At 69.5% G+C, this 12,107-nt stretch carries 10 protein-coding genes and 1 pseudogene; 5 read left to right on the top strand and 6 right to left on the bottom strand.

Translation table 11 applies throughout. The features are described from left to right. Nucleotides 1-18: 18 nt before the first annotated feature. The 3 genes from IPG68_02030 to IPG68_02040 form a co-directional block, all read right to left on the bottom strand. The gene (locus tag IPG68_02030; GenBank protein MBK6762122.1) at nt 19-1,515 is read right to left on the bottom strand and encodes an AarF/ABC1/UbiB kinase family protein; all 1,497 of its coding nucleotides are present in this window, start codon (nt 1,513-1,515) and stop codon (nt 19-21) included. Between the two features lie 348 nt (nt 1,516-1,863). Further along, a complete protein-coding gene (locus IPG68_02035; GenBank protein MBK6762123.1) occupies nt 1,864-2,538 on the bottom strand; it encodes an oxidoreductase in 675 nt (224 codons plus the stop codon). A gap of 121 nt (nt 2,539-2,659) precedes the next feature. Further along, nucleotides 2,660-3,712: a PilT/PilU family type 4a pilus ATPase gene (locus IPG68_02040; GenBank protein ID MBK6762124.1), complete on the bottom strand. Its 1,053-nt coding sequence runs from the start codon at nt 3,710-3,712 to the stop codon at nt 2,660-2,662. A 239-nt stretch (nt 3,713-3,951) separates the two neighbouring features. Between IPG68_02040 and acs the strand changes: the two genes are divergently transcribed. From acs to IPG68_02060, 4 genes and pseudogenes are all read left to right on the top strand, one after another. Further along, entirely contained in the window at nt 3,952-5,895 is a 1,944-nt protein-coding gene (gene acs / locus IPG68_02045) for an acetate--CoA ligase (GenBank protein MBK6762125.1), read from the top strand. Between the two features lie 37 nt (nt 5,896-5,932). Continuing rightward, nucleotides 5,933-7,187 (top strand): annotated as a pseudogene (nhaA, locus tag IPG68_02050) (Na+/H+ antiporter NhaA). A gap of 4 nt (nt 7,188-7,191) precedes the next feature. Then, a complete protein-coding gene (locus tag IPG68_02055; GenBank protein MBK6762126.1) occupies nt 7,192-7,581 on the top strand; it encodes a phage holin family protein in 390 nt (129 codons plus the stop codon). A gap of 29 nt (nt 7,582-7,610) precedes the next feature. Continuing rightward, nucleotides 7,611-8,501 carry an alpha/beta hydrolase gene (locus IPG68_02060; protein ID MBK6762127.1) on the top strand — a complete coding sequence of 297 codons (891 nt, stop codon included), beginning with the start codon at nt 7,611-7,613 and terminating at the stop codon, nt 8,499-8,501. A 446-nt stretch (nt 8,502-8,947) separates the two neighbouring features. On the opposite strand, the gene IPG68_02065 is transcribed toward IPG68_02060, so the two are convergent. The 3 genes from IPG68_02065 to nth are packed head-to-tail and all read right to left on the bottom strand — an operon-like array spanning nt 8,948 to nt 11,480. Then, a complete protein-coding gene (locus tag IPG68_02065) occupies nt 8,948-10,126 on the bottom strand; it encodes a MarP family serine protease (GenBank protein MBK6762128.1) in 1,179 nt (392 codons plus the stop codon). Between the two features lie 35 nt (nt 10,127-10,161). Then, nucleotides 10,162-10,791, bottom strand: coding sequence for a CoA pyrophosphatase (locus IPG68_02070; protein MBK6762129.1), 630 nt, complete (start codon nt 10,789-10,791; stop codon nt 10,162-10,164). Continuing rightward, a complete protein-coding gene (gene nth, locus IPG68_02075) occupies nt 10,788-11,480 on the bottom strand; it encodes an endonuclease III (GenBank protein ID MBK6762130.1) in 693 nt (230 codons plus the stop codon). The genes IPG68_02070 and nth overlap by 4 nt, the downstream gene beginning before the upstream one ends. A gap of 131 nt (nt 11,481-11,611) precedes the next feature. Between nth and IPG68_02080 the strand changes: the two genes are divergently transcribed. Next, nucleotides 11,612-12,085, top strand: coding sequence for a hypothetical protein (locus IPG68_02080; GenBank protein MBK6762131.1), 474 nt, complete (start codon nt 11,612-11,614; stop codon nt 12,083-12,085). The last annotated feature ends 22 nt before the right edge of the window (nt 12,086-12,107 follow it).

The following is a 12,107-nucleotide window of genomic DNA, read 5'->3' on the forward strand; positions in this document are numbered from 1 at the left end:
TAAACCGGGTCCGAGTGATCAAGCGTGCTCGGTGGTCGGTCTTGCCGACCTATCCCCGACGTGGGGTGAAGCGCCGCGTGGGTACTCGGACCCGGTTGTCGATGGCCTGCGCCATCTGGTTCCTTTGTATACCTGAGATCGGCGCGGCGGGAAGCCTTGTTGATAACACGCCGGGGCGTTCACCCGAACGGGCGGTGTGTCGTGTCCAGCCCGGCGGCGAATCCCGGCAGGTGGCGACGCAACTCCGAGCGGACGGCGACGGTGGCGTTCAGCCCACTGAGCACCCCGACCAGTCCCAGCCACACCCGGTGAGTGAAGAGTTGTTCGGCCGGCATGTTCATCTGCAACGCCACGGCGAAGTCCGGGTTGCGCGGGTCGTTGATCGTGCCGAAGGTGCTGCGCAGCCACTCCCGGGAGTAAGTGAACGTCTCGTGGCGGGCGGGCCTCGGTGAAGGGCGCCAGGTAACCGGCGAGCTTGTCCACCTCCAGATGCCTGCCGGGCCGGATGAACCCGTCCTGGCGCAACCGCGCCTCAACCGCCGCGTCGTCCCCGGCCAGCATGCCGGCGATGAGCCGGCCGAACGTCTCCGGAAGCCCCGCTGGGGTGGCCAGTACGGATCCGAAGTCCAGCACGCCCAGCCGGCCCTCGGTCAGCCGGAAGTTGCCCGGGTGTGGATCGGTGTGCAGCAAGCCGACCCGGGTCGGGCTGGTGAGGAAGAAGCGCTGGTACAACTCCCCCGCCCGGTCCCGGTCCGCCGCACTCCCGGACGCGGCCAGTTCGGCGAAACCGGTGCCGGGCAGCCACTCGGAGACCATGACCCGACGAGTCGCCTCGAGGACCCGCGGGACGAACACCTCTGCGTCCCCGCGGTACTCCTGCGCGAAGCGGTTCTGCGCCGCCGCCTCGTGCTCGTAGTCCAGTTCCTCGGACAGCCGGGTGCGCAGTTCGGCCACGAGCGGCGGCATGGCCATGCCCCGCGCAACCAGCGACGTCGCGCGCAGAGCCAGGGACAACGCCCGCACGTCCGCGGCCAGGACGTCGGCGATCCCCGGGTACTGGATCTTGACCGCCACCTGCGTGCCATCGTCGAGTTCGGCCCGGTGGACCTGCCCGATCGACGCCGCTGCGGCCGGGTCCGGGTCGAACTGCGCGAACCGCCGGCGCCAGCCCCGGCCGAGTTCCTCGCGCAGCACCGGTTCGAGTTCGGCCAGCGGCAGGCCCGGGTTGTCCTGCTGCATCGCCGTGAGCGCGGCGCGCCAACTGCCATCGGGATCCTGCGGGAACAATGTCTCCACCGTCGAGAGCAACTGACCGGCCTTGAGCGCCCCGCCTTTGAGCTCACCGAGCACGCGGCGGGTGTCATCGGCGGTCGCGGCGCGGGCGGCATTGGACAGCTGGACGCGGTCACCCCCGCGCAGCACGTCGAACTGCACCCTGGCGGAGCGCCCCAGGGCACGCACGGGCAGCATCCCGATGCGCGCCGAGCGGATCACGCCGGAGGTGGACAGGGCCATGTGGCCAGTATCGCCCGGGCGTGCCGCTGCCCCCACAGCCCAACCCGGGAGAGATCCGGACAGGCGGGAGAGAAAAGAACCGGTTGGATCGCTCCCGGATATCCGAGTCACTCCCGCCTTGAGCACACGCGCGCGAGAGTGCCCCGGGCCCCCACAGCCCAACCCGGGAGAGATCCGGACAGGCGGGAGAGAAAAGAACCGGTTGGATCGCTCCCGGATATCCGAATCACTCCCGCCTTGAGCACAAGCGCGCAGAAAGCCCCCGCAAACCCCCCTCGGCCCAAGAAGACCGGTTGGATCGCTCCCGGATGCCCGACTCACTCCCGCCTTGAGCACAAGCGCCGGCTCTCAGCCCACCAACTCCGCCAGACCCTGCGTCCCCTCGGCCAGCGCGGAGCAGTAGAAGCCGACCCACTGCACCACGTCACCCTGCGCGTAGGCCCGCAGGCTGCGGGCATAGGCCGAGCGACCCTGTGCGTGCAGGCCCGCCTCGGGCACCGCCCAGTTGTCCGGATCGACGCCGCGACTGCTGAGCAGGAGGCGGTCGACGCCCCGGACCACAAGCCCACTGCCGTACGTGAAGGGCTGCAGGGTCATCAGTTCGGCGTGCACGATGGCGGCCACGATCAACGCCGGCGCCTCGGTGGGTGTGGTCAGGCGCCGCGCGAGATCGGTCAGACGGGGGCTGACCGTCGTGGCGTCCGGAGCCGGTCCGATGCGCAGCGGATCCTGCGGGTCACCGGTCCGGGGGCGGCCAACATCCTCCGCCGCGACCGGCACCGCGACCAAAGTGTGCAACTTGGCCAGCGCCTGCAGCGGGGCGGTCTCCCAGACCCCACGGATGGCGGGGAGTTGGGCGTACATCGCGACGATTCCTGCGGCGGCCCGGCCCATGGGGGTGTCGTCGGCGGCCTGGCCGGCCTCCCACACGCTCCACTCGATCTCGATGCCGTCGATGCCGGCCGAACTCGCCGCCCCCGCCAGCGCGGAACGGCGGGACAGATCCTCGGCCCTGGCCCGCAACTGCCGGTCCCACAGGATCGCGTCGAATGCCGAACGGGCCGACGCCGCGGCATCCTGCGCTCCCCCGGCAGGGCGGCCACTGCGGCGAAGGCGTCCACGCCCCGACCGTAGCCGGGACGGTTCAGTACCCGCGGCGGCGGGCGATGTCCGCCGGGTACCGCGAGCGGGCCACGGCGTCCTGGTAGGTCACCAGACCCTCCTGGACCAGTTCGCTCAGGGACTGTTCGAGGGTCAGCATCCCGTCGGCCTGACCGACGACGAGTTGGTTGCGCATCTGGCCTGTGCGGCCTTCGCGGATGAGGTTGCGCAGCGAGGAGTTGACGACCATCACCTCGAACGCGCCCACCACGCCGCCGCCGATGCGCGGCAGCAGGCGCTGGTAGACCACGCCGGCCAGCGACAAGCCCAGCAGCGTACGGATCTGCGCCTGCTCCTCCCCGGGGAACACATCCACGAGCCGGTCGATGCTCTGCACGGCGTCGTTGGTGTGCACGGTGCCGAAGACCAGGTGGCCGGTCTCAGCCAGGGTCAGCGCCACCCGGATCGTCTCCAGGTCGCGCAGCTCGCCGACCAGCAGCACATCCGGGTCCTCCCGCAGGGCGCTGCGCAGTGCGGTGGCGAACGACGGGGAGTCCTCGCCCACCGCGCGCTGGTTGACCACCGAGCGACCGTGCCGGTGGAGGAACTCGATCGGGTCCTCGATGGTGATGATGTGTTTGGCCTGGTGGCTGGCGATCCACGCGATCATCGCTGCCAGGGTCGTTGACTTGCCCGATCCCGTCGGGCCACTGACCAGGACCAGCCCGTGGTCGCTCTGCGCGAAGCGGCGCACAGAGTCGGGCAGGCGCAACTGGTCGAAACTCGGGACCTCCGAGGGCATCATGCGCAGCGCCACCGCCAGGGAGTTGCGCTGACGGAATACGTTGCCCCGGATGCGCAACGTGCGGCGCCACCCGAAGGAGAAGTCGAGGTCACCCTTTCCGCTGCGGCAGTACGCCATCTGCTCGGGGCTGAGGACCTCGGAGAGCAACGTGTCCACCTGGGGAGGCAGCAGCCTGCCCACCCCCGGCACGTCGTGCAGTTGGCCCTCGAGGCGCAACTTCGGCGCCATGCCACCGGACAAGTGCAGATCCGTCCCGCCGACGCGCCACAACGCCTCGATGAGTTGGTCCATGGTGACCGGAACCTGCTCAGCCCCCGACGGTGCGGTCATGGCCCGGAGTCTAGCGACGGGCGTGTGCCGACCGCTCGCTCGCGAATGGCGTGCAGCCGGCGCCTTGAGCGGAGCCCAGGAGAACGACCGGTGGCGTCGCTCCCTCTGCAGACGAGAGCCGAGGGGCCTGGGGGGACCCGCTTGCACCCGGCCGCTGCGACCTGATCGGATAGGGGGAACAACGCCCGAGGAGGTCGTGAATGTCCGACGATGCCCTGGAGAACCTGCTGCACGAGAACCGGCTCTTCCCACCGACGCCGGAATTCGCGGCTCAGGCCAACGCGACGGCGCAGATGTACGAGTTCGCCGCCGCCGACCGGCTCGCCTTCTGGGACACGCAGGCGTCACGGCTGCACTGGCAGACCCCGTGGCAGCAGACGCTGGACTGGTCGGACGCACCGTTCGCGAAGTGGTTCGTGGGCGGCCAGCTCAACGTTGCGTACAACTGCGTCGACCGGCACGTGGACGCCGGTCACGGGGACAAGGTCGCGATCCACTTCGAAGGTGAACCCGGCGACACCCGCACGCTGACCTATGCCGACCTCAAGGACCAGGTCAGCCGCGCCGCGAACGCGCTCACCGACCTCGGCGTGGCGGCTGGCGACCGGGTCGCCATCTACCTGCCGATGATCCCGGAGGCCGCGATCGCCATGCTGGCCTGCGCCCGGATCGGGGCTCCGCATTCCGTGGTCTTCGGTGGTTTCTCCGCGGAGGCGTTGCGTAGCCGCATCGAAGACGCACAGGCCAAGGTGATCATCACCTCCGACGGCGGCTACCGGCGCGGCTCGGCAACAGCCCTGAAACCCGCGGTCGACGAGGCGGTCGCCGAGTGCCCGTCGGTGGAAAAGGTGCTCGTGGTCCGGCGCACCGGCCAGGACGTCGACTGGACCGACAAGGATGTCTGGTGGCATGAGGCGGTGGCGGCCGCCAGCCCCGAGCACGCCGCTGAGGCATTCGACGCCGAGCACCCGCTGTTCATCCTCTACACGTCCGGCACGACGGGCAAGCCCAAGGGGATCCTGCACACCAGCGGCGGTTACCTGACCCAGACCGCGTACACCCACCACGCCGTCTTCGACCTCAAGCCCGAGGACGTCTACTGGTGCACCGCGGACGTCGGCTGGGTGACCGGGCACAGTTACATCGTGTACGGCCCGTTGGCCAATGGCGCGACGCAGGTGATGTACGAGGGCACCCCCGACACCCCGCACAAAGGCCGCTGGTGGGAGATCATCGAGAAGTACCGGGTGTCTCTTCTGTACACCGCACCCACCGCCATCCGCACGTTCATGAAGTGGGGCAACGAGATCCCGGAGCGGTTCGACCTGTCGTCGATCCGCTTGCTCGGCAGTGTCGGCGAGCCGATCAACCCGGAGGCGTGGATCTGGTACCGCGACCACATCGGCGGCGGCGACTGCCCCATCGTGGACACCTGGTGGCAGACCGAGACCGGCGCCATGATGATCAGCCCGCTGCCCGGGGTGACGGCGTGCAAGCCCGGATCGGCGATGCGGGCCCTGCCAGGGATCAACGCCGACGTGGTCGATGACCACGGTGATGTGGTGAGCCCCGGTGGCGGTGGCTATCTCGTGCTCAGCCAGCCGTGGCCCTCGATGCTGCGCGGCATCTGGGGTGACCCGCAGCGGTACCAGGACACGTACTGGAGCCGCTGGCCGAAGTACTACTTCGCCGGTGACGGCGCGAAACTCGACGAGGACGGCGCCATCTGGCTGCTCGGCCGGGTGGACGACGTGATGAACATCTCTGGTCACCGGATCTCCACCACCGAGGTGGAGTCGGCGCTGGTCTCCCACGAACTGGTCGCGGAGGCCGCCGTGGTGGGTGCCGCCGATGAGACCACCGGGCAGGGCATCGTGGCCTTCGTCATCCTGCGCACCGACATGACCGCCCCCGACGATGTGGTGGCCCAGTTGCGCAACCACGTGGCCAAGGAGATCGGGCCGATCGCGAAGCCGCGGCAGATCCTCGTTGTGGGGGAACTGCCGAAGACCCGCTCCGGCAAGATCATGCGGCGGCTGCTGCGCGATGTGGCCGAACACCGATCCCTGGGCGACGTGACCACCCTGGCTGATCCGGCTGTGATGAGCCTGATCAGCGAAGGCCTGGGGCAGGGTGGCGACTGACCGGCCCGCTCGGTCAGCCGTCTTCGAACGGCCGCCGCTGACCGAGCGGGTATGGGTCCTGCGACAACTGCAGGACGAGACCGTCGGCGGCGCGCTGCTCATCCTGGCGGCGGCCATCGCGCTGGTCTGGGCCAACTCGGCGTGGTCGGACGCGTACTTCACGCTCGCGAATTTCAAGATCGGCCCCGAAGCCCTCCACCTGAACCTGTCGCTTGCCACATGGGCCGCCGATGGACTGCTCGCCGTCTTCTTCTTCGTGGCGGGCCTGGAACTCAAGCCACGAGTTGGTCAAGGGTTCGCTGAACAACCCGGCGAAAGCGGCCGTACCGGTCGTCGCGGCGCTGGGTGGGATGGTGGTACCGGCGAGCATCTACGCTGCGGTGAACCTCACCGCCAGCGGGGGCGAGCCGATCGGCTGGGGGATCCCCATGGCCACCGATATCGCCTTCGCGCTGGCGGTCCTGGCCGTGGCCGGCCGGCACCTGCCCGTGGCCCTGCGGGCCTTCCTGCTCACCCTGGCCGTGGTCGACGACCTCGGCGCGATCATCGTCATCGCGATCTTCTACTCCGAGGCCTTCAACCTCGTGCCCTTCCTGGGCTCGTTGGCGTGCATGTTCGGCTACTGGCTGGCGCAGCGCGCGCGGATACGCTCGCCGTTCCTCTACGTTCCGCTGGCCCTGCTCACATGGACGCTGATGCACGAGTCGGGCGTCCACGCCACGGTGGCTGGGGTGAGCCTGGCCATGCTGACCCGGATCCGGGAGGACCCGGGCGAGCACGAAGCGCCGGCCGAACGGCTGCAACATACCCTGCACCCGCTGTCCGCGGGCTTCTGCGTGCCCGTATTCGCGTTCTTCGCCGCCGGGGTGGACCTGCGCGGGCAGGGACTGATCTCCGCCTTGGACAATCCGGTGGCCATCGGCATCGTTCTGGGCCTGGTGGTGGGCAAACCCGTGGGCGTGCTGATCGGTGCCTGGCTGACCGCCCGCTTCACCCGCGCGTCGCTGGCGCAGGGACTGCGATGGCTGGACATCCTGGCACTCGGTCTGCTTGCCGGGATCGGGTTCACCGTGTCCCTGCTGATCGCCGAACTGGCGTTCGATTACGGCAGCCCCGTGCAGAGCGCTGCCAAGAGCGCGATCCTCGCGGCCAGCCTGATCGCGGCGGTCCTCTCGGTGATCGCGCTGCGCATGCGCGCTCGGTCATACCGCGCTCTCTTCGACGAGGAGGAGCGCGACGAGGACCAAGATGGGATTCCGGACGTCTACAACGAGCAGCGCCCACTACCCTGATCTCATGGCGATTGACACCAAGCAGACTGACCCCGGCCTCATCGAGCTGGTCCGGTCGGCCGCCGCCGACACCACCGAACTGGTCAAGCAGCAGATCGAACTGACCAAGGCCGAGGTCAAGGACAACATGCGCACCGCGGGTTCGTCCTTCGGCTTGCTGGCCGTCGGCGGGGTGATCCTGTTCCTCGGCGTGATCTTCCTGCTGGTCACGCTCGCCTACGTGCTGGTGGAGGTCGGCCTGCCGGTGTGGGCCGGATTCGGCATCGTGACGCTCGTGCTGATCCTCTTCGGCCTGATCCTGGTCCTCGTGGGACGCAGCCGGGCGAAGTCGGTGCACGGCCCTGAGCGGTCGATGGCCGCCCTCGAGGCCACCAAATCGACCCTTCGCGGGTAGTGCCTCTCCCCTTCACCCCGCACGAGGCGATCAACACGCCCGGCCCGTGGTCGCACCGCCTCGTGCCGGCCAACGGCGCGCAGTTCCACCTCGCGGAGTCCGGCGACGGACCCTTGGTCCTCCTGCTGCACGGGTTCCCGCAGTTCTGGTGGACGTGGCGGGAGTACCTCCCGGCTCTGGCGTCCGCGGGGTACCGGGCTGCGGCCATGGACCTGCGCGGTTACGCCGGATCCGACCACGCGCCGCGCGGGTACGACCCAACGACGCTGTCCAACGACGTGCTCGGGGTCATCGCCTGCTTGGGCGAGCAGTCAGCTGTGATTGTCGGGCACGGCTGGGGCGCCCACATCGGTTGGACGGCGGCGCGTCGTTCCCGCATCATCACGGGGCTGACGGCCATCTCCGCACCCCACCCGACGCGCCTGCGGGAAGCGGCGCGCACCCACCCCCAGATCAAGGCCTGGCGCTACGCCCTGCGCTACCAGTGGCCGTGGCTGCCCGAACGCGATTTCGCCACCGACGACGCCCTGCGGGTGGCCGAGGTGCTGCACTCGTGGTCGGTGCGCCGGGAGTGGCTCACGCCGGAGGTGACCGATCGCTTCCGCGCCGCATTCCTGGCGTCCAACACCGCGCACTGCGCCATGGAGTACCACCGCTGGGCCTGGCGCAGTTACGTGCGCGCCGACGGCCGGCGCTTCAACGCCCTGATGGCCGCCGAGCCGATCCGGCAACCGGTCCTGCACATCCACGGCGCACAGGATCCGACGGTGCTGCCGGCCACGACCACCGGCAGTGAGGACCACGTCGCGGGGCCCTATCAGCTGGCGGCGATCGAGGACTGCGGGCACTTCCCCCACGAGGAACGACCGGATGTCGTGCTGCCGATGCTGCTGGAGTGGCTGGCGCACCACCGCCCGTGACGGCCGGGTGGTCGCGATCTGCACCCCGATTGTGACGAAGGTGCAGCCCGCGTAAGCCCGGTTGCGACGATGGTGCGCGGTCAAGCGCCACAGACCCCGCACCTTCCTCACAAACCACCCCGAAGGACCGGCACCTTCGTCACAGAAGGCGGGGGTGTCACGATTGTGACGAAGTTGCAGCCCGCGCAAGCCCGGTTGCGACGACGGTGCGCGGTCAAGCGCCGCAGACCCCGCACCTTCCTCACAAACCACCCCGAAGGACCGGCACCTTCGTCACAAGAGCCCGGGTGGTGTCACGATTGTGACGAAGGTGCAGCCCGCGCAAGCCCGGTTGCGACGACGGTGCGCGGTCAGGCGCCGCAGACCCCGCACCTTCCTCACAAACCACCCCGAAGGACCGGCACCTTCGTCACAAGAGCCCGGCACAAAAAGCGGTGCAGGGCGGCTCAGCGCGAGCAGAGCCCCGTGTCCACTGGCACGGTCCGGTCGGCGACGCTGCGCAACTGCTGCGCCACCGTCTTGAGCGTCAGGGCGAAACCTGTGCGCTTGTACTGCTGCGAACTGGCGAAGACGATGCCGGCGTAGCGACCGTCCCGGGTGAGCAGCGGCCCGCCGGAGTTGCCCGGGATCACGCGACCGCGCACGACGAAGATCTCGCGTGGCTTCGTGGGGTCGCCGTAGATGTTGTCGGAGAACACCGGGCTCTCCGAAGTGCGGGTCACGACGCGGGCACTGCGCAGGTCCAGCGGCCCGCCACCGGGATAGCCGGCGATGACCGCCGCTTCGCCGTCCTGCACGTCGCGTGCCATCTCCAGGGGCGTCAGCCCGAGCCCCGGCACGAACAACACCGCCAGGTCCAGGTCGGCGTCGAGCAGGACCACGTCAGCACCCCACGAGCGGCCGTCGGACGTGACGACGCGGACCTGGCTCATGCCAGCCACCACATGGGCGTTGGTGGCGATGTGGTCGGTGGCGTAGACGAACCCGGAACCAGTCGACCCCTGGCCGCACGACGGCGTCGGCCCGGAGACCCGCACGACCGACTGGCTGGCGGTCACCGCGGCCTGGGAGATGTTCTTCGGCGGAGCCGGGACCCGGTTGCCGGGCAGTCCCTCGAGACCGAAGAAAACGTCGGGGAGGTTCACCTGGTCGAGGAACTCCCGCATGGAGTACGCCAGATCGGTCGCCCGCGCGGGCGCGAGGCGTTCCACCTGCTGCAGCAACGTCGAGGACCGGACCGCCGACGACAGCGCCGGCGAGGGCAGGCCGGCGACTGCGGCCGCCACCAACCACATGGCGACCAGACCCGCGACCACGCTGACCAGCGCGCCGGCGGATGCGTCCAGCACCCGCGCGGGGCCGGCCTGCATGGCCATCCACAACGGCCGTCCCAGCGTCACTGCCAGGGCGTTCCCGATGCCCACCCCGAGCAGGATCACCCCGACGCTGATCGCCGCTGCCGCCGGTCCCAGCGCACCGAGTTGACCGAGGATCCACGGCAGGCTCGCCGCGGCGACCAGCCCGCCCCCCACGGTCCCCGCCACCGACAGGACGCTGCGCACCAGGCCCTGGTGCCAGCCGATGAGTGCGACCAGGCCCAGGACTCCGAGCACGACGATATCCACGGCGCCCATTCAGCCGCGCCGATCCGTGAGGGTGCTCAACCTGTCCATCCGATGTCCACGATACGACCGGAATCCCAAGGGCGCTCCCAGCCGGCCAGGGCGATGATCCGGTCGAGGAGCAACGCCGTGAAACCCCACACCAGCATCCCCCGGACGGTGAAGCCGGGACTGACGTAACCGGTCGGGTGGCGCACACTCACCCGTCGCTGCGGATCCGTCAGTTCCGACAGGGGCACTCGGTGCACCTGCGCCACCTCGGCCGGGTCCATCACGCTGACCGGGGAGTCGTGCTCCCACCACGCCAGCACCGGGGTCACCACGAAGCCGGTGGGCGGCAACCACAACTCCGGCAACGTGTGGATCACCTCGACCCCGGCCGGGTCCAGGCCCGTCTCCTCCTGCGCCTCCCGCAGAGCCGCACCCACCGGCCCGCCGTCCTGCGGATCCTCGGCACCGCCGGGGAACGCCGGCTGACCGGCGTGCGAGCGCATGTCCGGGGCGCGCTGGATCAGCAGTACATCGGGGCCCTGGTCGCCCTCCCCGAACAACACCAGCACTGCGGACCGGCGGCCGCCGTCGTCGGGCGGGGTGAACCTGGACAGCGCCTCCCCGGACAGCTCCACGGTCGCCGTCACGAGCGGATCGAGCCAGTGCGGAACACTCATGGCCGTTTGATCATCTGGGAGGCCCGCTGCGGGTCCTGCTCCCCGACCCCGCTCGAGGGGCACAGTCTCGCGACCGGGCAGGCGGCGCACGCCGGCTTTCGCGCGAAGCAGCAGCGACGGCCATGAAAGATCAACCGGTGCGACACCATCGTGCGGTCCTTGCGCGGGAACAGGGCGTCGAGGGCGTACTCGATGCGCACCGGGTCGGTCTCCTCCGTCCAGCCGAGCCGCCGGGACAGCCGCTGCACGTGCGTGTCGACGGTGAACCCGGGCTGGCCGAACGCGTTGCCGCGCACCACATGCGCGGTCTTGCGGCCCACCCCCGGCAGGGTCGTGAGTGCGGACATCGGCCGCGGGATCTGGCCCTTGTGCCTCTCACACACCACCGCGGCCATCGCCTGCAGGGACGCGGCCTTGTTCCGGAAGAATCCCGTGGGCCGGATGATGCCCTCGAGGTCGGCGCGGTCGGCTGCAGCCAGGGCAGCCGGGTCCGGGTACTTCGCGAACAGCGCGGGCGTGACCTGGTTGACGCGCTCGTCGGTGCACTGGGCGCTGAGGATGGTGGCCACGAGCAGTTCGTATGGGTCGTGGAAGTCCAGTTCACAGTGGGCATCGGGGTACGCCTGCTGCAGGATGCGGTCCACGGAACGGGCCCGGCGCACCAGTGACAACGGGGGGCGGGGGTCCACCGACCCAGGGTACGTGGTGGCGGTCACCCCGGCCCGGCGGCCACCGAACCACCCGGTTGGGCGTCACCTGACGGGGTCAATACGCCGGGCGGGCGTTCAGGGAAGCGCGCCTTCCGTCCGATAGGAACGCCATGACCACCCACGCGGACGCTCAGGTCCTGCTCTGCGACCTGTCCCTGGACGACCTGCGTATCCTGCGTCAGCACCTCACCGACGAGGAGAGCCGGGTGTCCTATTGGCGCAGGCTGTTCCAGGCGCGGCTGGACATGCTGAACGAAACCGACTGTGTCGACACCCATGACCTGCAGAAGGTCCTGCAGGACGCCAACAACGCCCCCCGCCGCTGGCAGGCACTTGGCCTGCACCCGGCCGACATAGACACCTCCATGCCTGAGGCACAGTCGCTGTGGAGCCGCGTGGTCGATCTCAACGACGAGGTGCAGCGCCACGCGTACATCCAGTTGCTCAAGGCGATGGAGTCGTCGCTGTCCGCCAACCGGCACGCCCTGCACCGCCAGATCGACGCTGTGACGGAGGAGCTCATTAGGCGATACCGGGCAAATCCGGCACTGGCGCTGACCGCGCTCCCCGTCCGGCATCGGTAACTGTTGTGTGAACGACAGGCGT

It is taken from the genome of Micrococcales bacterium (assembly GCA_016703125.1).
In the GTDB taxonomy this organism is placed as follows: Bacteria; Actinomycetota; Actinomycetes; order S36-B12; family UBA10799; genus JADKAV01.